The organism is Streptosporangium fragile, assembly GCF_039534445.1.
Classification (GTDB): Bacteria; Actinomycetota; Actinomycetes; order Streptosporangiales; family Streptosporangiaceae; genus Streptosporangium; species Streptosporangium fragile.
The window spans coordinates 53,332-75,591 of the sequence record NZ_BAAAVI010000031.1 but is presented as its reverse complement, the minus strand read 5'-3'; the positions used below and the strand labels follow the sequence as shown (position 1 = coordinate 75,591).

General features: G+C 70.3%; 20 protein-coding genes and 1 pseudogene. 13 read left to right on the top strand and 8 right to left on the bottom strand.

Annotated elements, in window-relative coordinates:
* Positions 1-5: 5 nt before the first annotated feature.
* The 4 genes from ABD841_RS21530 to acs form a co-directional block, all read right to left on the bottom strand.
* Complete coding sequence (locus tag ABD841_RS21530) at positions 6-446, bottom strand: DUF309 domain-containing protein (protein ID WP_344974561.1); 441 nt, start codon at positions 444-446, stop codon at positions 6-8.
* Positions 443-1,366 (bottom strand): alpha/beta fold hydrolase, encoded by a 924-nt coding sequence (locus ABD841_RS21525; RefSeq protein WP_344974557.1) that lies wholly within the window; start codon positions 1,364-1,366, stop codon positions 443-445. The genes ABD841_RS21530 and ABD841_RS21525 overlap by 4 nt, the downstream gene beginning before the upstream one ends.
* Positions 1,363-1,836, bottom strand: a complete 474-nt coding sequence (locus tag ABD841_RS21520) for a phage holin family protein (protein ID WP_344974554.1) — start codon at positions 1,834-1,836, stop codon at positions 1,363-1,365. The genes ABD841_RS21525 and ABD841_RS21520 overlap by 4 nt, the downstream gene beginning before the upstream one ends.
* Positions 1,837-2,799: 963 nt before the next feature.
* Complete coding sequence (gene acs / locus ABD841_RS21515; RefSeq protein ID WP_344974551.1) at positions 2,800-4,785, bottom strand: acetate--CoA ligase; 1,986 nt, start codon at positions 4,783-4,785, stop codon at positions 2,800-2,802.
* 633 nt (positions 4,786-5,418) lie between these two features.
* On the opposite strand from acs, the gene ABD841_RS21510 reads away from it, so the two are divergent.
* The 5 genes from ABD841_RS21510 (at position 5,419) to ABD841_RS21490 (ending at position 12,106) form a co-directional block, all read left to right on the top strand.
* On the top strand, positions 5,419-6,162 hold the full coding sequence (locus ABD841_RS21510; RefSeq protein ID WP_344974547.1) for a Fic family protein: 744 nt from the start codon (positions 5,419-5,421) through the stop codon (positions 6,160-6,162).
* 1,568 nt (positions 6,163-7,730) lie between these two features.
* Positions 7,731-8,777: a septum site-determining protein Ssd gene (gene ssd / locus ABD841_RS21505; protein WP_344974545.1), complete on the top strand. Its 1,047-nt coding sequence runs from the start codon at positions 7,731-7,733 to the stop codon at positions 8,775-8,777.
* A gap of 275 nt (positions 8,778-9,052) precedes the next feature.
* Entirely contained in the window at positions 9,053-10,471 is a 1,419-nt protein-coding gene (locus ABD841_RS21500) for a TadA family conjugal transfer-associated ATPase (RefSeq protein ID WP_344974542.1), read from the top strand.
* Positions 10,468-11,175, top strand: coding sequence for a type II secretion system F family protein (locus tag ABD841_RS21495; RefSeq protein WP_344974538.1), 708 nt, complete (start codon positions 10,468-10,470; stop codon positions 11,173-11,175). Before ABD841_RS21500 ends, ABD841_RS21495 begins: the two co-directional genes overlap by 4 nt.
* A 373-nt stretch (positions 11,176-11,548) precedes the next feature.
* Positions 11,549-12,106 (top strand): type II secretion system F family protein, encoded by a 558-nt coding sequence (locus ABD841_RS21490; protein ID WP_344974535.1) that lies wholly within the window; start codon positions 11,549-11,551, stop codon positions 12,104-12,106.
* Positions 12,107-12,631: 525 nt separating this feature from the next.
* Here the strand turns inward: ABD841_RS21490 and tmk are convergent.
* Genes tmk through ABD841_RS21475 form a run of 3 tightly spaced genes read right to left on the bottom strand, consistent with a single transcriptional unit; the run spans position 12,632 to position 15,601 of the window.
* Positions 12,632-13,804 (bottom strand): dTMP kinase, encoded by a 1,173-nt coding sequence (tmk, locus tag ABD841_RS21485; RefSeq protein WP_344974532.1) that lies wholly within the window; start codon positions 13,802-13,804, stop codon positions 12,632-12,634.
* Complete coding sequence (locus tag ABD841_RS21480) at positions 13,804-15,267, bottom strand: B12-binding domain-containing radical SAM protein (RefSeq protein ID WP_344974529.1); 1,464 nt, start codon at positions 15,265-15,267, stop codon at positions 13,804-13,806. The genes tmk and ABD841_RS21480 overlap by 1 nt, the downstream gene beginning before the upstream one ends.
* On the bottom strand, positions 15,224-15,601 hold the full coding sequence (locus ABD841_RS21475) for a hypothetical protein (protein WP_344974526.1): 378 nt from the start codon (positions 15,599-15,601) through the stop codon (positions 15,224-15,226). The genes ABD841_RS21480 and ABD841_RS21475 overlap by 44 nt, the downstream gene beginning before the upstream one ends.
* 68 nt (positions 15,602-15,669) lie before the next feature.
* On the opposite strand from ABD841_RS21475, the pseudogene ABD841_RS21470 reads away from it, so the two are divergent.
* The 3 genes and pseudogenes from ABD841_RS21470 to ABD841_RS21460 all read left to right on the top strand — a co-directional run.
* Positions 15,670-16,587 (top strand): annotated as a pseudogene (locus tag ABD841_RS21470) (NsdA family TPR-like regulatory protein); the annotation flags it as partial.
* A 19-nt stretch (positions 16,588-16,606) separates the two neighbouring features.
* Positions 16,607-16,915, top strand: coding sequence for a 4a-hydroxytetrahydrobiopterin dehydratase (locus ABD841_RS21465; protein WP_344974521.1), 309 nt, complete (start codon positions 16,607-16,609; stop codon positions 16,913-16,915).
* Between the two features lie 143 nt (positions 16,916-17,058).
* Positions 17,059-17,310, top strand: coding sequence for a GntR family transcriptional regulator (locus ABD841_RS21460; RefSeq protein WP_344974518.1), 252 nt, complete (start codon positions 17,059-17,061; stop codon positions 17,308-17,310).
* Positions 17,311-17,344: 34 nt separating this feature from the next.
* On the opposite strand, the gene ABD841_RS21455 is transcribed toward ABD841_RS21460, so the two are convergent.
* A complete protein-coding gene (locus ABD841_RS21455; RefSeq protein WP_344974515.1) occupies positions 17,345-18,139 on the bottom strand; it encodes a DUF4352 domain-containing protein in 795 nt (264 codons plus the stop codon).
* Between the two features lie 433 nt (positions 18,140-18,572).
* Here ABD841_RS21455 and ABD841_RS21450 point away from each other — a divergent pair, with 433 nt between their 5' ends.
* The 5 genes from ABD841_RS21450 to ABD841_RS21430 all read left to right on the top strand — a co-directional run bounded on the left by ABD841_RS21450 (position 18,573) and on the right by ABD841_RS21430 (position 21,564).
* Positions 18,573-18,830, top strand: coding sequence for a hypothetical protein (locus tag ABD841_RS21450; protein WP_344974512.1), 258 nt, complete (start codon positions 18,573-18,575; stop codon positions 18,828-18,830).
* A 196-nt stretch (positions 18,831-19,026) separates the two neighbouring features.
* Positions 19,027-19,512, top strand: a complete 486-nt coding sequence (locus ABD841_RS21445) for a hypothetical protein (RefSeq protein ID WP_425582018.1) — start codon at positions 19,027-19,029, stop codon at positions 19,510-19,512.
* A 933-nt stretch (positions 19,513-20,445) separates the two neighbouring features.
* The gene (locus ABD841_RS21440) at positions 20,446-20,682 is read left to right on the top strand and encodes a DUF4244 domain-containing protein (protein WP_344974510.1); all 237 of its coding nucleotides are present in this window, start codon (positions 20,446-20,448) and stop codon (positions 20,680-20,682) included.
* Positions 20,683-20,695: 13 nt separating this feature from the next.
* On the top strand, positions 20,696-21,058 hold the full coding sequence (locus ABD841_RS21435; RefSeq protein WP_344974613.1) for a TadE family type IV pilus minor pilin: 363 nt from the start codon (positions 20,696-20,698) through the stop codon (positions 21,056-21,058).
* Complete coding sequence (locus tag ABD841_RS21430; RefSeq protein WP_344974506.1) at positions 20,983-21,564, top strand: Rv3654c family TadE-like protein; 582 nt, start codon at positions 20,983-20,985, stop codon at positions 21,562-21,564. The genes ABD841_RS21435 and ABD841_RS21430 overlap by 76 nt, the downstream gene beginning before the upstream one ends.
* Positions 21,565-22,260: the final 696 nt, after the last annotated feature.

The following is a 22,260-nucleotide window of genomic DNA, read 5'->3' as shown; positions in this document are numbered from 1 at the left end:
GCCTCCTACAGCAGCGACTCGATCCTGGCGATCGCCGCGTCGGCCTCCAGCTCGTCGAGCAGGTGGGCGGTCCTCGCGATCCGCTCGTACGGCATGCCGTACCGGCTGATCCTGTCGGCGCCGCGTGCGAACAGCGCGGCGGCCCCGCGCCGGTTGCCCCGCTGCAGGTGGGTGAGGCCGACGCAGATCTGCGCCAGACCCTGCCACAGCTCCCGCTCCTGTTGCGGGGAGTTCTTCCAGCGCCCCTCCAGCACCTCGTGGGCGTGGAACGGCCGCCGCTCGCCCAGCAGCCGCCGCGCCTCGGACAGGGCCTCCTCCGCGCTCGGCGCGTAGTCGTCGGGAACGCGTTCGACGCCCTCGGCGCCGTGCGGTAGCGGTCGCCCGAACGCGTCACGGGGCCGCTGGTTGCGGGGCCTGCCCTCGGCGTCCCGATCGCGCCCGTTCACCGGTCGGGCTCCGGGTCGGCCAGCCAGGAGACCAGCTCGGCGTCGAACTCCGCCGGGCGCTCCTCGTGCGGGAAGTGCCCGGCGCCGTCGACCAGCCGCCACTGGTAGGACACCGCCACGTAGCGGCCGGAGCCCTGGGCGGTGCGGGGCAGCACGTGCCTGTCGAGCGCGCCGTGCAACTGCAGCGTGGGCGCGTTGATCTGGGCACGCATGGTCTTCGCGTAGCGCATCCCGTCGGGACGGAGCTGGGAGCGGCCGAACCAGCGGTGATACTCCAGCGCGCAGTGCGAGACGTTGGGGATGCGGAACGCCTCGCGGTAGGTCTTCGAGACGTCCTCGTCCGGCCAGCCGGGGCCCGACCACTGGTCCAGCAGCCGTCCCACCCTGGCGCCCCCGCGGGAGGTCAGGCGGCGCTCGGGCAGCAGCGGCAGTTGGAAGCCCAGCGCGTATCGGGCGGCCCTGAGCTGGCCGAACGGCTCGCTGAACAGCGCGCTGCGCAGCCTGCGCGGGTGCGGCGCCGACACCGGGACCAGCCGCAGGACCACTTTGGGGTCCGTCACGGCCATCGTCCACGCGACCAGGCCGCCCCAGCCGTGACCGACGACGATCGCGCCGGTCTCACCCAGGGCACGGACCAGCCCGGCCGCGTCGGCGGCCAGAGTGTAGAGGTCGTAGCCCCGCGGCGGCTTGTCGCTGGCACCGTAGCCCCGCAGGTCGACGGCGACGGCGCGGTAGCCCGCCGCGGGCAGGGAGACGAGCTGGTGGCGCCAGCTCCACCAGAACTGCGGGAAGCCGTGCAGGAGCAGCACGAGCGGGCCCGTACCGGCCTCCACGACGTGGAAGCGGGTGCCACCGGCGTGGACGGCGCGGTGGGTCCAGGGGCCCTCGACCCTGACCAGGGACTCGTCGGGACGGCTCACTGGCCCGGTCTCACCGGCTCGCGATGGCTGCCGATCTGGCCCGCGGTGGGCGAGGCCGGGGCGGCGGTGAGGCCGGGCTCCGGCTCGCCGCTCTTGATGGTCTTGAGCGAGCGCAGCGTTCGCTTCATCCCGGTCAGGCCCTTGAGCCGCCGGATCCCGATGAAGACCAGCAGCCCCGCCACGATCAGGTAGAACACGGTGACGATGGCGAAGGCCAGCCAGGTCCACACGCCCAGGGCGACCATGCCGTACGCGATCGCGAACGAGGCGAGGATCAGGCACAGGTGGCCCATGAAGGCGGCGGCGCCGAAGAGCCCCGCGGCCGTGCCGAGCCGTTTGGCGTCGAACCTGAACTCGGCCTTGGCGAGTTCGATCTCGGCGCGGACCAGGGTGGAGATGTGGTCGCTGGCGGCGGCGACCAGCTCGCCCAGCGACTCCTCCTGCGGTTCCGCGGGCGGATTGTCTGTCATCGAATTCCTCCAGTATGGAGATCCCGGGCCTCGGCCTCGGGCAGGAAACGCGTAGGGTTGACGCACCGTGTCTGGTACGGTACCGATCGTTCGGCGGCGAGCACCATGCCACCGGTCCGGCGGGTTGTGAGGCCTGTGGCGGCCCGGTAAGACCCCGCCCGGATGCGGCCCGGGGGCGACCGCCGGTGAAGCGGGAAACCGGACTCGCGCGGGGTGGAATCCCCCGGCTCCGGCCGTGGGGAGGGTGTCAAGAACGATCTCCTATCGCAGGTCGGTGTCGAACATCATGCTGCGCGATGCCGCGGTCGCGCACGCGCGGCGTGGGGCTCTCCAGGTGACGCGGATGCGGTCGATCGTCCGGTCCGACGAGGGAGCTCTTCTCGCCGGAGTCGCCGCACGCGGGTCAACACGCCGGGAAGCTACCCCGGTGGCGGTCAGGTGAACACCGTTGCGGGGCATGAGACCTCCGGGGAAACGAGGGGGCGTTCCCCCGCCGGCCGATCGGGCTTCCGACACACCTGATCGCCAGCCTACAGAAATCCGCGGAAGGGGTCCCGGCAGGGTTTGCCGGTCCGGGGCGGAGGACACGGCTCGCGGTCGAAGGGGCCGCCGGTGAGGGCCGGTGAGAGGAGAGAGCCGGACGGCAGGGGAGGATCGCACGGATCGCAGGGGCCGGAGGGGCGTAGGGATCGCGGGGCCGCAAGGGACGTAGGGGGCGCAGGGCCGCAGGGGCTGGAGGGGCGTAGGGGGCGCGGGGCCGCAAGGGACGTAGGGGGCGCAGGGCCGCAGGGGCCGAAGGGGGCGCATGGATCGCCGGGCCGCAAGGGTCGTAGGGGGCGCAAGGGGCGCCGGGCCGCAAGGGTCGTAGGGATCGCATGGAGAAGGGCGCGAACCCCCGTCGCCGGAGATTCGCGCCCTTCTACCGCCGTGCGTCGAAGCCTCGGGGTTCTCCCCCGAGACCGGTCAGTCTTCGCTCTTGGCGCTGGGCAGCTTCTCGGAGATGAGGTTCATCACCGTGCTGTCGGCCAGCGTGGTGACGTCGCCGATGCTGCGGTTCTCCGCCACGTCGCGCAGGAGGCGCCGCATGATCTTGCCCGACCGGGTCTTCGGCAGCTCGGGGACGACCAGGATCTGGCGCGGCTTGGCGATCGGGCCCAGGGTCTTGGCCACGTGGTTGCGGAGTTCGGTGGCGATGTCCTCGCCCTCCTCCGCGCTGCCGCGGAGGATCACGAACGACACGATGGCCTGGCCGGTCACCGGGTCGGTCGCGCCGACCACCGCCGCCTCGGCGACCTTCGGGTGCGAGACCAGCGCCGACTCGACCTCGGTGGTGGAGATGTTGTGCCCGGAGACGAGCATGACGTCGTCGACCCGGCCGAGCAGCCAGATGTCGCCGTCCTCGTCCTTCTTGGCGCCGTCGCCCGCGAAGTACATGCCCTCGAAGCGGGACCAGTAGGTGTCGATGTAGCGCTGGTCGTCGCCCCAGATCGTGCGGAGCATCGACGGCCACGGGTCACGGATGGCCAGGTAGCCGCCACCGCCGTTGCCGACGCTGTTGCCCTGGTCGTCGACGACGTCCGCGGTGATGCCGGGCAGCGGGCGCATCGCGGCACCGGGCTTGCCCTCCGTCACCCCGGGCAGCGGGCTGATCATGATGGCGCCGGTCTCGGTCTGCCACCAGGTGTCCACGACCGGGGTGCGGTTGCCGCCGATGTGCTCGCGGTACCAGATGTAGGCCTCGGGGTTGATCGGCTCCCCGACGCTGCCCAGGATCCGCAGGGACGACATGTCGTACTTGGCGGGGATGTCGTCGCCCCACTTCATGAACGTACGGATGGCGGTCGGGGCCGTGTAGAGCAGCGTGACGTTGTACTTCTGCACGATCTCCCAGAACCGGCCGCGATGCGGGGTGTCGGGTGTGCCCTCGTAGATGACGCTGGTCGCGCCGTTGGCCAGCGGGCCGTAGACGATGTAGGAGTGCCCGGTCACCCAGCCGATGTCGGCGGTGCACCAGTAGACGTCGGTGTCGGGCTTGAGGTCGAACACCGCGTTGTGCGTGTAGGCGGTCTGGGTCAGGTAGCCGCCGGTGGTGTGCAGGATGCCCTTGGGCTTACCGGTCGTGCCGCTGGTGTAGAGGATGAAGAGCGGGTCCTCGGCGTCGTTCGGCTGCGCCTCGTGGACGTCCGGCTGCCGCTCGACGAGGTCGTGCCACCAGACGTCCTTGTCGGTCTGGCTGACCTCCTGGCCGGTCCTGCGGACCACCAGCACGTGCTCGATCCCGGGGCACTCCTTGATCGCTTCGTCGACGGTGGGCTTGAGCGCGCTGGGCGCGCCGCGGCGGTAGCCGCCGTCGGCGGTGACCACGACCTTGGCGTCCGCGTCCTGGATGCGGCCGCTGAGCGCGCTCGCGGAGAATCCACCGAACACCACCGAGTGGATCGCGCCGAGGCGGGCGCAGGCCAGCATCGCGATCGGCAGCTCGGGGATCATCGGCATGTAGATCGCGACACGGTCGCCCTTGCCGACGCCCAGCTCCCGCAGCGCGTTGGCGGCCTTGGCGACCTCGCGCTGCAGGTCGGCGTAGGTGAGCGTGCGGCTGTCGCCCTCGGGCTCACCTTCCCAGTAGTAGGCGATCTTGTCGCCCCGTCCCGCCTCGACGTGGCGGTCGACGCAGTTGTAGGCGATGTTGAGTTCACCGCCGACGAACCACTTGGCGAAGGGCGGGTTCCAGTCGAGGACGCTGTCCCAGCGCTTCGACCAGGTCAGCCGGTCGGCTTGCTTCTCCCAGAAGGCGAGGCGGTCCTGCTGAGCTTCGGCGTAGGCGTCGGCGGTCACGTTCGCGGCCGCGGCCAGGTCGGCGGGAGGGGCGAACCGTCGGGTCTCGTGCAGCAGGTTCGACAGGGTCTCCTGGGTCTCACGCGACTCGGAACCAGGGGTCTCCGGGGCCACTACGCACTCCTTATGTACTGCTGTCGACTAGTCGTGTCCCACTTCACCAGGCCAGCAGTCCTCGCCACAAGAGGTCTAGACAGGTCTGTACCAATCGGTGATGAGGTGACATATGGCTTCAAATCCGCTTAATGGCGGGAGGAGTTGGCTGGGAAACGTTGTGTTTTCGACACCGTAGGAATGTCGAAGGCGTTATTCAACGCATATTGGCGCGACGGTGCGCCGGACGGTGGCATGCGCTCGCTGAACGGTTCTCCGGCCGTTTCCGGTACCGCTCGTCGCGCGCTTCCCGAGCCGACCGGTCCACTCGCTCCGGGCGCCCGGCTCCCTTACGCCGGCCGCCGGGTCTCCCCCTACCCCGGGCGGGAGCCCTTACCTGTCGACGGCTCCGGCTCCTGCGGCGAGGCTCCCGGTCCTCCCCGCCGCCGCCCCTCGCCCGACGGCTCCGGGCGCCTCCCGGCAGGCTGGACGTCGTGGAGGCAGTGGCAGGGGGTGGGGTTCTTTCGCGGCCTGCTCGCCTGAGGGCTCGTGCCCGGAGGGCTCCCGTCTCGCCCGGCAGGCCGTCACCGGAGGGTTCCCGGGCTCCCGGTAGGGTCGGGCAGCGTGAGCGACCCATTGGCTGTCATCGCAGAAATGCCCGGAGTGTCCGAGGCGGTCACCGACGCGCGCAAGGCCGTCGATCGGCTCTACGGGCACCGGGTGCTGCGGCGGAAGAGTCCGGAGGTGTCCGCCAGGTCCGCCTTGCGCGGCGCTCGCGCGTCGGCCGCTCTGGAGGGCGTGGACGTCCCCCTGGAGGCCGTCCCCGAGGTCACCGATCCGGTGATCCAGGGCGCGCTGCGCGTCTCGGCGGAGCTGGGACGACTCGGCGCGACCTGGCGTACGGCGCCCCGGCAGGTGCTGGCCAGGCTGCACACACTCGCCGCCACGGGCCTGACGGAGAACCTCGGCCGTCCGCGAGCCGTCTCCGACGCGCCCGATCCCCTCGATCTGGGCCCCGCCCCGGGGCCGGAGGAGACCGTGGCGCGGGTGGACGGGCTGGTCGACCTGGTGACGTCCCCTTCGAAGGCGCCCGCGCTGGTGCTCGCCGCCGTCGTCCATGCGGAGCTGGCAGTGCTGCGTCCCTTCGGGTCGGCGGACGGGGTGGTCGCGCGGGCCGCGGAGCGGCTGACGCTGGTGGAGTTCGGCCTGGACCCGAAGTCGCTGGTGGCCGTCGAGGTGGGCCACCTCGAACTCGGCCCCGCCTATGCCGACGGGCTGCGGGCTTACCTGAGCGGTACCGCCGAAGGCGTCGCCGCCTGGGTGCGCCACTGCGCCTCGGCGGTGACGCTGGGCGCGCGCGAGACCACGGCGATCTGTGAGGCCATGCAGCGCGGCTGACGGCGTCTGACGGCGGCTTCGGCAGGACGGCGGCTGATGGTGTCTGACGGCGGCTTCGGCAGGACGGGCGCCGGCTGCAGGCTCGTCTTCGGTGCGCGCACGGCCCCCGCGCGGACGGAGCCCGTGAGGGCGGCTCCCGTTCGCACACGACCCCCATGAACGCCTCCGTGGGACTTTCATAGGGCTTCGTGGGGCTTCATGGAGGCTCGTGGGCTTCCGCGCCGGGAAAGCCGCCACGGCGGGTATGCGGCTTCCGGGCGGGGAGAGCCGCCACGGCGTGGCCGTCGGAGAAGGCGATACGAATGCCACGGCCTGGAGGGCTTCGTCCTCGGCGGGCTTCGGCGAGGAATCCCGGCTTTCACGGCGGGTTTTCGCGGCCAGGAGGATGTCAGGGGGCGGAACGCGTGACCGCTGGACCGGGTGGGGCGCCGACGGAGCCGCGCGGGTGGCGACGGGGCCGGACGATGGAGTGGGGTGGGTGACCGCGGGGCCGGACGACGAGGTCGATCACGAACCCGATCACGGACCGCTGCCGATTACGGACACCTGCCGACGTCTGCTCCCACAAAACCGACGACGCCCCTGGTATGGGGCGCCGTCGCCGGCACGCCCCACCGGGTTACCAGGCGTGCACCTCATAATCGTTGGAGTGGGTCAAGCCCGCTCCAACGCGCCTCCCGCGGCTGGCGGCGCGTGGGTACCCGGGGGTTGTGCCCGGACAAGTGGTCCGTGCAACCTTTGTACGCCCGATCCGGGCTGATGGGAAGCCCTGGGAGCAAGACCTTTACGGATCAGGGGAGATTAATGGGCGAACCCTCCCCTACGCCTCTAAGCCTCGCAAGACGGACAAGTATCCCTCCGTCGGGTCAACCTGGAGCTCCAGCTGCGATCACCGAGTGTGATCGCCGTTGGCGCGAGGAGGGGGTGAGATGACCTCTGTCCGATGCTCGGAGACTAGATCGTTACATTGAAAAAAGTAGCGGAAATCGGGGATTACTCCTCGACGAAACTTGAGTTGATCGGGCAGCATAAGGTGGTATCTCCCCATACCGGAGTAACTGCGCATGGGTTGGCATTGCGACCCCCTTGCCATGCTCTGGTTAACTGTTGAAAGCTTTCTTCTGAAACGGGACCGGCTCTACCCCCCCAGAGCCGGACCGGTCGGCGACCCCCGCTCTCCCCCCCGGCGGGGGTCGCCCCCTTTCTACCCGCCGTCCTGTCCCTCTTCCTGGCTCGCCGGCCTGTGCCCAGCCTGTGCCGGCGTCCCGGGTTTCGCTGCCCGTGGCTTGTCGGCCTGCTGCTCTCCGCGGGCCGACCGTTCTCCGGCTCCCCGCCTCACCGGCTGCTCGGCTCGCCGCTCCCTCTGCTCGCCTCGCGGCGGTTTTCCACAGGCGGGGATGCTCCCGGTGGGCCTGTCCACAGTGCGGCGTTCGGTGCCTCGGGCGGAACGGCCCGTACCGGAAGCTGGGCCTCCCGCACCCCGGGGAGCCACCGCCGAGGTCCCGGGCCCCGCCGAAGGCGTGGGCGTTGTGACCCCGGTGAGGCTCCCTCTCCCCAGGGAGGCACCCGTGGACCGTCCACTGGTCATCACCGAAGACCACGATCTGCTTGACGACCTGCTCCGCGTCGCCGCCGCGGCCGGGGCGGAGCTCGACGTCGCCCATGTGCCCGTGCACGCTCGGCCCTACTGGGGGCGTGCCCCGCTGGTCGTGGTGGGCGGCGACGTGGCCGATGCCCTGGCCGCCACCGGGCCGCCGCCCCGCGCCCGCGTCTTCCTCGTCACCCACGCCTCCGGCGATCCCGACATGTGGCGCAAGTGCGTCGCGGTGGGCGCGCAGGCCGTGCTGGAGCTGCCCGCTGCCGAGCGGCAGCTGGTCGATGAGTTCGCCGACGCCGTGGAACCGCCCGCGAAACCCGGGACGGTGGTGTGCGTCGCCGGTGGGCGTGGCGGGGCCGGAGCCAGCGTGCTGGCCACCTCCCTGGCGTTGACCGCCTCGCGGCAACGCCTTCGATCCCTCCTCATCGACGCCGACCCTCTCGGTGGCGGCCTGGACGTCCTCCTCGGTCAGGAGGAGTCCGACGGGGCTCGCTGGTCCGACCTGGTCGCCCGGGAAGGCAGGGTCAGTTTCACCGCTCTCCAGGCGGCGCTGCCGACCTTCGCGGGGCTGACGGTGCTCTCCTTCCACCGGGGCGAAGTCGAGCCGATCCCCGCCGAGGCGATGCGCTCGGTCCTCGAAGCGGGGCGGCGTGGCTTCGACCTGGTGGTCGTCGACCTGCCGCGTCACCCGGACCAGGCCGCGGTGGAGGCGCTCGGCAGGGCCACCACCACCCTCCTGGTCGTCACGGCCGACGTGCGCGGCGTGCTCGCCGCGGCCCAGGTGCTCACCGGGCTGCGCAGGCACACCGGCGAGGTGCGGGCCGTCGTACGCGGCGGAGTCCTGGACGAGGATGTGGTGACCGGTTCGCTCGGCGTGCCGTACGCCGGGAGCGTCCCCGACCAGCCTCGCCTCGCCACCGCGCTCAACCGCGGCGACATTCCCCCCATCGGCCGCCGTACCTCTCTCGGCCGGTTCTGCGGCTCGTTCCTCGACACACTGCTCGGACCCGGCGACTGACCTTCTTCCCGCTCACCGCATCCCGCGGCCGAGGCCGTGGGATTCCCACCCTCGCGGGCCGGGTCTCCCGCTTCTCACCGGAGGTCGTCCCCGTGACGAACTCGGCCGGGGGCACACACGGCCTTCACAGGCGTCATCTCCCGTCACCTCGGTGGCATGCCCCACGGCGCGGCTCTCGCCGCCGGACATTCAGCACCCGACCGGATACGGCGAGTCACCGGTGCGCGTTTCCTTCCCGCGGCTGAAGCCCGGGCTTTCCACGCTGGAGGAGTTCGATGAGGCGATCCGAGACGACGGTCGCCGTCCCGCCCGAACTGGTGGAGGCGGTCCGCGTGCGGTTGGCTCGCACGGGGGTTGAGCCCAGCGCCGCGCATGTCGCGGTCGCGCTCCGTGCCGAACGGGCGATGCTTGGCGACGCGGAGATCCTGGCGGTCGCCCGCGCCCTGTGCGCCGATCTGATCGGAGCCGGCCCGCTGGAGCCGTTGCTGGCCGAACCCGAGGTCACCGACGTGCTGGTGAACGGCCCCCGTGAGGTGTGGGTCGACGATGGCCGCGGCCTGCGCCCCACCCCGGTCGTCTTCCCGGACGAAGACGCGCTCCGGAGGCTCGCCCAACGCCTCGCCTCAGCAGCCGGCAGACGCCTGGACGACGCCTGCCCCTACGTCGACGCGCGTCTCGCGGGCGGCGTCCGGCTCCACGCGGTCCTTCCGCCCGTGGCGCCCAACGGCACCTGCCTGTCCCTGCGGCTGCCGCCCCGGCGCACCTTCACCCTTCCCGACCTCGTCGCTGAGGGCGCCATCAGGGCTGACTGCGTACCCGTCCTCACCGCGGTGATCGAGTCGAGGCTCGCCTTCCTGGTAACCGGCGGCACGGGAACAGGGAAGACGACCATGCTCTCGGCCCTGCTCTCGCTGGCGGATCCCGGTGAGCGGCTGCTGCTGGTCGAAGACTCCGCCGAATTGAGGCCGCTCCACCCCCACGTGGTGCGCCTGGAGTCCCGCCCCGCCAACATCGAGGGCGCGGGCGGCGTGGTCCTGCGCGACCTCGTCCGCCAAGCCCTGCGGATGCGCCCCGACCGTCTCGTGGTCGGCGAGGTGAGAGGGGCGGAGGTCGTCGACCTCCTCGCGGCCCTCAACACCGGTCACGAAGGCGGTTGCGGCACCTTGCACGCGAACACGGCGACGGATGTGCCGCCCCGGCTGGAGGCCCTGGCCTGCGCCGCCGGTCTCAGCCGGGAGGCGGTGCACAGCCAGATCGCCGCAGCCCTCGACCTCGTCATCCACCTCGTCCGCGGCCACGCCGACGGCCGTCGCCGGGTCGCCGAGATCTGCATGATGACCCGACGTCCCTCCGGCCTGGTCGAGGCCGAGCCTGCCCTCATGTTCACCTCGGATGGCCGGGTCACCTCGGGTCCCGGTCTGCCCGCCCTGGTCGCCCGAGCCCCCGATGTCCCGCTGCCCGCCCAAGGTCCCGTCGTCCCCCTTCCCGCCCCCGTCGCGCTCCGCCGCAGCCCGTATACCCCCGCCCGCCCGACACGGCCTTCCGCGTCCGGGGGTTCGGAGCGGCTGGTTCCCGCGTCCGGGGGTTCGGAGCGGCTGGTTCCCGCGTCCGGGGGTTCGGAGCGGCCGAGACGTCCGCCTCGTCTGCCCGAGCCGGGTGGCCAGGGCGTTCCCCGCCCGGGTGAAGGGCCATGACGGCGGGAGCGGCGCTGCTGCTCACCGCCCTGGCGGTGTGGTTGTGGTCCGGGCCCGACGACGGGACCACCCGCCTGCGCCGGCTGAACCAGCGCCGCCCGGTCGCGTCCCGCCCCCTGCGCGAGAGGTTCGCCGGTCACTCCCGCCCCGCGCAACGCGTCACCGCGTGGCGGGTCGCGTCGATCGAGCTGTGCCAGGGGCTGGCGGCCGAGCTCGCCGCCGGACGGACCGCCGGCGAGGCGCTCGCCCGTGCCGTGCAGGCCGCCGGGTTTCCCGATCCGGTGGCCTTGCGTCCGCTGGTCGCTGCCGCGCGCGACGGGGGCGACGTCCCCGCTGCCCTGCTCACGGCCGCACCGGAGGAGGGGGGAGAGGCCTTTCGCGCGCTGGCAGCGTGCTGGAAGGTGAGCATGACCGCGGGGGCGGGCCTGTCCGTCCTCGTCGAGCGTGTCACCGTCTCCCTACGCGAGGCAGAGGCTCACCGTCACAATGTCGCCGCCCAACTCGCCGGTCCCCGAGCCACCGCGCGCCTCCTCGCGGGCCTGCCCGTCCTCGGCCTTGTGATGGCGGCCGGCCTCGGCATGCGCCCGCTGCACTTCCTTTTCGGCGGTCCGGCGGGCGCGGGATGCCTGGTCCTCGGTCTGGTGCTCGACGCCTGCGGCCTGTGGTGGACCCACCGCCTGGTGATCCGTGCTCAGCGCGCCTGATCTCGCCCGGGCGCGCGAACGCCGCTTCCGCCTCACCACCGGTACGGACGCCTTGCCGCTGACGCGAGCGAGAGGGAACCGACGCGAACAGAAGGGAAACACGATGGTCGGTCTGCTGGCCGTGGTGCTCGCCGGGCTCGTCGGCTGGTTGTGGAACACCCCCGATGGTCCAGCCGGTCGGATCCAGAGAGCCCGGCGCTCAGCGGTTCCGGACGAACCTTCCGGGGTGCGTCCGCCTTCTCGGGTGCGTCCGGCGACCGGAGCGGTCCCGTTCCCCCCGGGGACGGCAGCCGTGACGGGGCGGGAACGCGATCCGGCGCGAGGGCAACGGCTGCGCAAGGGCGAGGTGATGGCTGCCCTCGCCATTGGGCTGATGGCGTTTCTCGCCGTTGGCGGCCTGCCCGGAGCGCTGGCCGGGGCGGTCGGTTCCGGGATCGCCGTGGCGGTCCTACGTCGGCGGGAACCGCCCGAGCTGCGCCGGGAGCGTGAGCGGGTGGTGGCGGATCTGCCCCTGGCGGCCGACCTCATGGTCGCCTGCCTGCGTGCCGGCCAGCCGATCACCGGGGCCCTGGACGTCACCGTGGAGGCGATCGGCGGGCCGCTCGGCGACCGCCTGGCCTGGGTCGGCGGTCAGCTGAGGCTCGGAGCCGCACCGGAGACCGCATGGCAGGCCCTGGCCGTGGAGCGCTCCCTCGCACCCCTGGCACGAACGATGAGCCGGGCCGCACTCAGCGGTGCTCCGGTGGCCGACGTCCTCACCCGGCTGGCCGATGACTCCCGCCGTGCGGCCCGTGCCGCGTCCTCGGCGGCCGCCCAACGGGTCGGGGTCCAGGCCGTCGCCCCACTCGGGCTCTGTTTCCTGCCCGCGTTCGTCTTTCTGGGGATCGTCCCCGTCGTGGCAGGCCTTGCCGGGGAGGTGTTGCTTCCCTGAGCCACCCACAGGGTTCTCAGCACCCCGTTACTCGGCAAGCTGTCGTAGGTCTCGTGCCCGGTGATGCTCATCAGCCTCGTGACCGGTAAGAACCGGGGTGCCTGATCACCGAAGAGTCGCCGCTCGCCGGTCATGGCCGGGAAGACGCGTGCATCTGGCAGCGGTGGACGCGCGGGCACGGCCGGAAATCCGACGCCGGCGGTCTGCCCGGGCCGGGCACACGTGACGTCTGCCGCTGATCCCGGCAGCAGAGGCCTGTTTGCCATCGCCGTCGTCGACCGTGGCGCCTGGAATACGCATGGGCCACACCGATCATCTGACGTCTCGTTATTCGGCAAGCTGTCCCCAAAGAAAGGGCGTATGAAGATTGAGACGAGGAGGCTGTTCGCGCGACCTTGCGGACCGTGGTGGCCGTCGTTGTGGCGCTGCCGATGATCGTGGATGCGGCGGGGATTCCCGAGCCGCTGCCATGGGTGGCGGGAGGCCTGGCCGTGGCCGGCTGGGACGACCGGGAACTTGCTCTGATCAACGGATTCGGGCCACATTCGTTCGCGGAGCTGCGCCAGGTGATGACTCAGCTCCCATATCAGTCCTGACCTTGCCAGGGGCCACTGGCTCGGGCCAGCCATGCACGCCGATCCAGGCGCCTGATCGGTAGAGCTCGACCCCGGCGAGCGTGTACGGCACGGTGTTGCTCGGCAGGATGCCGATGGGCACCCACTCGACCTTGGCGCACTTGGTCGGCTCGGCGTTGACCACCTCGCCGCCCCAGATGTCGGTGACGAAGAAGAACCCAACCCGGGGTCGCCCTTCCGGGGACAGGTGGTGGACCACGGTGGCGGGTCGCAGGTCGCCCGGGGCGATGACGACCCCAACCTCCTCGTAGGCCTCGCGGATCGCGCAGTCGATCACGGTCTCGCCGGGGTCGAGGTGGCCGGACGGCAGGCAGTGCCAGCCGTCCCGGTACCCGGTGCCCTGGCGCAGGCACAGCAGGATGTGGCCGTCGCGTTCCAGGATCACGTGCACGTCGACGGTGACTTGCTGGCGCTGTGTCGTCGTCATGGGGGGCGGGGGCCTTTCCCGGCGCGAGTGTGACGCCCGTGACGATAGCTCAAGGATGTGGCTGGTGAGGGCTGTAGCGGCGTCTTGCGGTGATTGGTACCCGGTGTCGACCTGATGGAAGACGAACCCGTCGGTGGCCAGGACGTCGCCGAGGTCCTCGTACAAGGTTGTCTCGGCGGCGCTGGAACCTTCGTGTTCGAACCGAGAGTGCGCGCCCCGCACGGTGAGCCGCTGCTCCAGGATGGGCGCCGCGGCGGTGACCAGGACGGCCAGGTCGGGCCGGTCGACCGGTGCGTTGAGCTGACGGATGTAGTCCAGCGGGACGCCGTCGCGGGTCTGCAGGACGTAGGAGGAGGGCACGTACCGGTCGCACACCACGATCAGCCCTTCGGCCAGGGCAGGCCGGATCTCAGCGGCGAGGTGGTGGTGACGGTCGGCGGCTACCAGGCACGCCAGCGTGGGCCCGGAGAACGTCGCGGTGTGCTCGCGGGCCAGCCGCCCGATCAGCGACCGTGACGGCTCCCGGGTGGCGAGCGCCGGAACGCCCGCGTCGGTGAGCCGGGCGGTGACCAGTTCAGCGAGGGTCGACTTGCCGGCACCGCCGGGGCCGTCCAGGGTGACGAACAGTCCGGGCATCAGGCGGCGCTCCCCACCGCGCGCCCATGCTGCTCGCGGGCGAGCTCGGCGAGGCGCCAGTGGATCTCTTCCTCGGTGGCCTCGCCGAACTGCAGGCCGGAGGAGAAGTTGAACTCGTCCCGGCCGCGCAGGGCGGCGTCGTCGGCGCCGAGGTCGACGGGCGCGTAGTCCAGGAGCTGTTCGGCGGTGTAGTGGCCGGTGGCCATGAGCCGGTCCCATTCGGGAGTGCCGGGGTAGGGCCTGAACTGGAACACGCTGGCGCGGAACGTTCCATCCGCGGTGTCGGTGAGGTCCCACAGCCGGTGGATGAGGTCCACGGTGGCGGCCAGCTCGGCGCGGGTCTCGGTGGGGAACCCGAGGATGAAGTACCCCTTCACCCGGATGCCGCGGGCGGTGAGCCGCCGCACGACGCCGGTGACCATGCCGCAGGTGATGCGCTTGTCGATGTAGGCCAGCATCCGCTCGCTGCCGGACTCGATGCCGAGCGCGACCTCGCGCAGCCCGCAGGCGGTCAGCAGGTCGAGCGTCGCGTCGGGCAGCCGGTGCAGGACGTTGATGCGGCCGGTGGCGTCCCATACCGCCCACTCGCCGACCTTCTCGGCGGCGAACGCGCCCATCATCTGGTCGATGACACGGCGGGCTCCGAGGAACAGATCGTCGACGAACCGGAACGCCGTCGCCCCGTACCGGTCATGGAGATGGTGCATCTCGGCGAGGATGTTGGCCGGCTTCCGCACCCGGATGGTCACGTCGGGATTGGCCGACACCGCGGCGCCGCAGTCCGAGCAGTCGTAGGGGCATCCGCGGGCGCCGACCATGTTCGCCTCGGTGCGGCCGTCGTCGTCGGCCACGTATGGGTCTTGCGCGAGGTAGGTGCGGTCGACGAACGGCAGCGCGTTGATGTCCGGGGCGAGGTGGCGGTTCGTGCCGGGCTGGCCGCCGGTGACCGGGGTGCCCATGATGGGGTCGCGCCACATGACGCCGGGCAAGCCGACGCGGTTGCGGTGGTCGGCCAACAGCTCCACGACGCGGGTCTCGGCCTCCCCGATGACCAGGGCGTCGCAGCGGGTCAGGCGGGGATCGGTGAGGATGCGGTCAGGCATGGCCTTGGCGTGGTGGCCGCCGACCATGATGCGGATGTGCGGGTCGAGGGCGGCGGCGATGGTCGCGCTGATCGCGTAGGTCGGGGCGAGCAGGTTGAACCCGGCCCAGCGGGGCGCGGCTCGGTTGATCAGGGCGATGGTGTCGGCGACGGACAGGCCGTGGGCTTCGGCGTCCAGGACGGCGACGTTGCAGCCCTGGGCGGCGGCGTAGGTGGCGATGTAGGCCATGCCGAGTACGGGCAGGGTGTAGTCGTTGACGCGGGGCCGGAGGGCGTAGTCGCGCAGCGGTGCGTTGACGAGCAGTAGATCCAGTGGTTCAGCGGTGCGAGCTCCCATGATCGGGTCGTGCGTGGTGAGCATGCTGGTCTCCCCAGGCGAGGGTCAAGATGGTCAGGGTGGACAGGGACGGTCCGGCCAGGTTCCGCCAGGCGTCGGCGAACGCGGGTTCGTCGGCCGGCCAGGCGGTGGCCGGGTCAGCGAGCGCCGCCCAGGTGCGGACGGCGAGATCGGCGTACGGGTAGAGCGCGAAGTCACCGGTGTAGTCGGCGACGGCGGCCCCCGCGGTCCACGGGCCGATCCGCGGCACCGCCTGCACGGCCTTGACCAGCACGTCGGGGGCGAACTGCGCCCATTCGGCGTGGTGGGCCAGGTAGGCGGCGGCAGCGGCCTGGAGCGGTCGGCGTTTGAAGGCCATGCCGAGCGCGGCGAAGCCCTCGGCGTCGAGGGCGAGGGTCTGCTCGGGGGTGGGGATCAGCCACGTGGACCCGGCAGCCTCGCCATCACGGCCCCGTAGCTCCGGAGCTCGTCATGTACTTCCTCGAACAGCTGCCCGGCCACTACAAGGCCGACATGTGGCTCGGCCCTCGCCACCTCATCCCCACCGTCGCGACCCAGGCCCAGCTCATCAAGGAACTTGCCCAAGCGGCCGACGCGCCCGTGCGCCGTGGCCTGCTGGGTGCTGGTGTCGCCTACGCGGCCCTACTCGGCTGGCTGTATCAGGACGCCGGAGACCTCAACCGCTCCGGGCTCTGGCGGAGCCTCGCCCTGGACATGGCCCATCGCTCTCAGGACCCGCAGCTCATCAGCTACGCCCTCACCAACAAGGCGATGCTGGCGGTCGACCTGGAGGACGGGCGCACAGTCGTCGACTATGCCGAGGCAGCCCTGGCCGACGAGAGCAAGTTGTGCCCGAAGGTACGGATACTCGCCCTGGTCCACCAGGCGCACGGTCATTCGATGCTGCCGGAGAAGGATAAGAATCTGGTCGATCGGATTCTGGATCAGGCCGCCGAACTTGTGGATCATGTTGATGACGAACATCCGTGGGGCAACGCCTGCCGTCGGACCATCGGGTACATCGATGTCCAGCGAGCGACCGCGTACCTTCGGCTCGGCGCTTACCGCGAGGCCATCGCACTCTGGGACCGGATCCTCGGCACTGCTCCGGAGTCGGCGCGGCGGGACAACGGAGTGTTCTGGGCACGCCAGGCGAGCGCTCTGGCCGCGGTCCCCGAACCGGAGCGAGTCGTCCAGATCGCATCGGCTACCGCCTCGATCGCTGAAGGCACCGGATCGGCGAGGCTGCGTCAGGAGCTCAAAGCCATTCCTCGACGAGCAACGGCCTGGGCGGGCACTGCACCCGGCCGGGAGCTGGCTGAGATCATTTCTCAGTTCGCCTGACCTGCCGACGGAGATACCGATGACCCCTCAGCCGTTGTCCGAAGAGGAGATCGCCGCCCATCTGGCCAAGCTGCCGGGATGGGAGCGCGAAGACCACGCCATCGCCCGCACGTTCAAGCACACGTATCACGAGTGTGTGCACCTGGCGATGTACGTCGCGGCCAAGGCCCGAGAGGTCGGACACCACCCCGACATCCACATCACCTGGCAGCGGATCCGCTTCGTGATCACTACTCACGACGCCGGAAACCGCCTCACGGTCAAGGACTTCGAGCTTGCGCATCACATCGACGCGATCGCCGCAGGCCACGGCGCCGAAGCGGTCTAGGTGTACTGCGGGCAGCGCGGCGGCATCCGCCTAGGAAGCTGAACTGCCGCCGCGCCTGCTCGCACTGTACGTGAGGTGTACTACCCCCGGCTGGCCTCTGGGGTGGCTATGGTTCACCTGCGCTGGCCCCCTGGCCTCTGGTCATGATCGACAGGGAGGGGCCCGTTCCGCCATACCGGCAGGTCGCCGCAGCGATCCGCGCCCGGATCGCGTCGGGCGAGATCCCGCCTGGTCGGCGCATCCCGAGCATGGTCGAGCTGGAGAACGAGTTCGGCGTCGCGCGGGACACCCTGCGCAAGGCCACGAAGCTGCTCAAGGACGAGGGCCTGGTCGAGACCGTCACGGGCATGGGCATCTATGTGATCGACCGCACCGGCACCCCGCCGACCAAATGATCGATGGGGTGTTGTCAGGGCGTCCTTCGATGGGCTACTGAGTAAGCCACTCGCCTTTTTGATCGGCGAACCCGCTGTTCAGCGCGAACTGGAGCTTGCTGATTTTCGTGGACTTCGGCACCTCGAAGATGAGGAGCCCCTTACGTTTGTCGCCGGCGCTCATGGTGACCGATCCGCTGAACACCACGCCTTCCTGCACGTCACCGAATGTTGTCTGGTATTGCTGGCCTTCGGAGTCGATCAGGAAGGCGCCGTTGGAAGGGCTGTCGCTGTAGACGGCCTGACCGGTATTGGCGAGGGTCAGCTCGACGGCGTAAAAACGGTTGCCGTCCCTCGGCTTCAGGAAGTCGTTCTGCGGCGTCGCGTTATCGACGATCTTTTCGAGGGTCACCGCGACCTGGAGCTCGGGCTTGATGCCCTTCAGGGTGATCGTGCCGCCGACGGCCGCGGCTGTTGGTTCGGGCTCCTGGACGGGCGCCGGCTGGGTCTCCTGACTGTCTTCGGTGAGGGTCGGCTGTGCGTCGCCGCCTTGATCCCTCTGGGCGGCCCCGGGCCGGTCCGGCTGTGTGGTCACCGTGGTGTCGCTGCCGGCGCTGATGACGACCGCCATGCACCCGGCCAGCAACAGGATGGGGGCGCAGACGGCGAGGAGCCAGAACACGGGGCCCTTGCCGGGCGGCGGCGCGCCGTATCCGGGGCCGGGAGGGGGGTAGGGCTGCCCGTACGGCTGCTGGTACTGCTGGGGGTAGCCGGCGGGTGGGTGTGGTGGGTGCCCGTAGTGCTGCTGGGGCTGCCACCGTGGATCGTGCGGGCCGTGCTGGTTCGCCATGGGGTCTCCTGAGGCTGGGGGTGCAGAAGGGACGCCCCGATCGCCCCATTGGATGACACGGCCGTAATTCTGGAGCGATCCACGAGCGCCGCACGATCGGGCTCTGGGAAACGCATTGGTCGCCCCGCTCGTGCGGCTGCGCATGGTCCCCCTGGACGTGCGCAGCGCTGGCCGGTGTAAGGAACGTAACTCGTTACAAGCCGGTATACGTGAACGTTCAAGTAGAAATTTATACCTTCCGGAGTGGGATTTCTCCATAGCCGATATAGATGTTTCTAAAAGTGCAGGTTGTTGCCCTGTAGAGTCGGAAACCGCCTGGGAGCCAGAACGCCCCGCCTCTTGCGAGACGGGGCGTTCCTAGGCCGGTCAGTCGTTCGCGGCACGTCGCCGGCTGGAGGCCCTGGCCTGCGCCGCCGGTCTCAGCCGGGAGGCGGTGCACAGCCGGATCGCCGCAGTCCTCGACCTCGTCATCCACCTCGTCCGCGGCCACGCCGACGGCCGTCGCCGGGTCGCCGAGATCTGCATGATGACCCGACGTCCCTCCGGCCTGGTCGAGGCCGAGCCTGCCCTCACGTTCACCTCGGATGGCCGGGTCACCTCGGGTCCCGGTCTGCCCGCCCTGGTCGCCCGAGCCCCCGATGTCCCGCTGCCCCCCTGGACCAGACAGGGCTGGCTCAAGCGCGCTTGTTGAACGGCAGCCTGAGCGAGACGATCGCGACGGGAAGCACCGCCGCGGACACAGCCGGCCAAGTCCGATCCGATCGAGTCCGCGTCCAGTCGCGCGACTGCACGCGGAGATCGCGACGCGGCGTGACCCTGTGATGGCTGGCCTGAGCGAGCAGATCCGGGAGACACTGGCACGCTGAGAAGATCGCGTCTATCGGGAGATGCTGATGCTGCGTATCGGTGTGACCGGCCACATGAACCTGACCCCGAATGCGGCTCGTCTCGTGTTCGATGCGCTTCGTTCGCACCTTGTGGAGATAGCCGATGAGGTGACAGGGGTGTCCTGCATCGCCCGCGGAGCCGATTCGTTGTTCGCCGAGGCTGTCCTGGAGACCGGCGGCGCTCTCGAAGTCGTCCTGCCTTCCCGGGACTACCGCGACACCAAGGTCAACCCGGATCACGCTGAGCAGTTCGACCGGCTGCTGAGCAAGGCCACCCGGGTCCGCACCATGGATTTCAGCCGTGCCAGCCGAGAGGCGTACGTCGCGGCCAACGAGGCGATGCTGGGATCGGTCGACGAACTCGTGGCGGTGTGGGACGGCCAGCCGGCTGTGGACAGGGGCGGGACGGCGAGCGTCGTGGCGAATGCCCGGCAGCGTGGCGTGCGGGTGACCGTGATCTGGCCGGAGGGCGCCGCCAGGGAGTGAAGGGCGGTAACCGACGCGGTGGCGCCCCGCCGATCAGAATGTGATCGGTGGGGGTGCTCGCTTCTCCGCCTCCGCCGGCTACGGGCGAGCGACGATTCGGTTCCGCACCACACGCACCGCCTGGCCTCTCATCATGATCGACAGAGAGAGGCCCATCCCGCCGTGCCAGCAAGTCGCCGCAGCGATCCGGGCATTCTGCTCGCGCTCGTCTTTCTCGGGATCGCCCCCGTCCTGACAGATCTTGCCGTAAGGTGCCGCTCCCCCGAGTTATCCACAGGCTTTTCCCGAACGGCCCGTGTTATCCACAGGAAAAAGGCGAAGCCTGTGGATAGATAGCAGAAGACCCTTGTCGCCCGCCCCACCGCCGGCTTCTCCCGAGGCGGGATTTGCTCCTGGCTGTCCATGCCCACCGGTCTGCCCCCGGCCTCGCCGGTGTTGGCTCCATCTTGGGCACGCCTTTCCCTTTTTTGGCCATATGGCACGAATGTCGGTTTACCTTGCCCTGAACGTTCCTTGTTCTCGTGCCGGGTCGCGTCCACCGCGCGGCGCGGGGTCGATCACGTTGCGGAGCGTGGGGGCGTGCGAGGTGAAAGACGTGATAAGGGGGCGTTGGGGGGCTGGGTCCGTTATGGGGGCAGGTCCGAACAGGGCTGTTGCCGGGGTCGGTGCGGGGTCGTTTCGCGGGCGCGATCATCGGGACGTCCTCGGCTTGCCGGCCGGGCTTCTCGGTTGAAGGACGCAGGCCACCTCCTTGAGCATCCTCCTGGCCGGTACGCCGCTGGGGAAGCGCCCTGATTGCGACGCCAAAGGCTGTGGATAACTTGAGGTTTTCCACAGAACGTCGTTCGCTTCGGTAGGCCATGGGCGGATGAAGAACCATGGCATCACCGATGCCGGGTAGCGGGCCCGGCCGGGGATCGCCAGGAGGAGACTATGGGTCCGATCAAGGCCGTCGGCGTGCGGCGTGGCCCGATGCGGTGGTTGCGTGCCCGGTGGGCTCTGCTGGTCACCGGTCCGCACCGCGACCGTGGCATGTCGACCGCCGAGTACGCAGTCGGCACCATCGCCGCCTGTGCCTTCGCCGCGCTCCTTTTCAAGGTGGTGACGAGTTCGGAAGTCCAGCAGATGATCACGGCGCTGATCAATCGGGCGCTGACAGTGGCCGGATGATCCGGCGGTGACGATGCTCGCCGCCCGCCGGTCGAGAGGGTCGGTGACCGCCGAGACCGCCGCGGTGTTACCCGCCCTGATGGTGGTGCTGGCAGCCGGGCTGTGGGCTGTGGCGGCGGTCGAGGCACAGCTGGAGTGCGTGGACGCAGCTCGCGCAGGAGCTCGGGCCGTCTCGCGTGGTGAGTCGTTGGAGCAGGTCCGGAGCAGCGTCCTGTCCGCGGTTCCATCGGGCGCGCAGGTGGTGGTGACCCGAAGTGTCGATGTGGCCCGGGTGGAGGTGTCGGTGCAGGTCAGGCCTCGATGGGGGGTTTCGCTCCCAGGCGTCACCGTTCGTGCGACCGCGGTCTCCGCTCTGGAGCCGGGAGTGGGCCGATGACCGCGGGGCCGCTTCCTCACCGGTGGAAGCAGGCCGGTGACTGCGGGCTGCTTTCCCCGCTTGAAAGCAGATCGGCGCTCGTGGGGCGCCTCCCTTCGAGCGGAGGCAGGCCGACGACCGTGGGCTTGCGAGCGGGGCGGGAGCAGGGGTCGGCGACGATCTGGACGGTCGGATTGGCAGCGTTGATATTCGCGGTGGCGATGGCGGTCGTGCTCGCGGGCTCGGCCAGGGTCGCGCGTCACCGGGCGCAGGGCGCCGCCGATCTCAGCGCGCTCGTCGCCGCCCGGCTGGCCTTCGCGGATCCTGAGCGGAGCTGCGTGAAAGCGTCCCTGCTCGCTGTGGGTAACGGTGCCGAGGTCATACGGTGCTCCGTCGGCGATGACGGGGTCGCCGACGTCCAGGTCGCCGTGCGGCTCTCGCTCCCCGTGCCGATTGGATCGGGCGGGGTGCGCGTCACGGCCAGGGCGCGTGCCGGGCCTGTTCACATCGCAGATCTTGGTGACTGAGACGAGCGCGCCCATGTCTCGTGTCACCGGCGGAGGGTCTTCCAGGACGAATAAGTGATCTCCCGAAACAAGGTCGCAATCGAATCACGAGTTTTTGGATGACATGTCCAAGAGCTGAAATCCTCACGTAAGGTTCCGCTTACCTGTGATCCGCCTGCTTTCAGCGGGGTGCGGAACGGTGAACCGCAGTTCATCCGGCCGTGCGGCGTAGCCGAGCGATCCGCCTCCCGCCACGATCACGGTTTCGCGGACCGGGCCGGTGCGAACCGGCCTGGGGGTGCTGACGCATCCGGTCACCGCGCGATCGTCGGCAGGGCAGGTGGCCGGACGGCGCACGACTCTCGACGAAGGGAAACGTGGTGACGACGGTTCGCAGACTGGTCGCTGTGGCCGCGATCGCGCCGATCATGTCCATGTCCGCGGTGCTCGCCGCCGCGAGTCCGGCGCAGGCCGTGGCGAGACTGGACGTCCCCTCCCGGGTGACCTCCGGTCAGACGGTGACGATCTCCGGCACGGTCGACCTTCTCTTTGACGCGATCCTGTTCGTCGACGGTCGGCAGGTGGCCAAGGGAGACAGGAAGGTCTCCTACCCATGGGATCCCAGCGAGCATCGCAACGGCAGTCATGAGATCAGGCTTGAGCAGAAAGGCAAGGTCCTCGGCGCCGAATGGCATCAGGTCAGGGAGACCCTCGTGC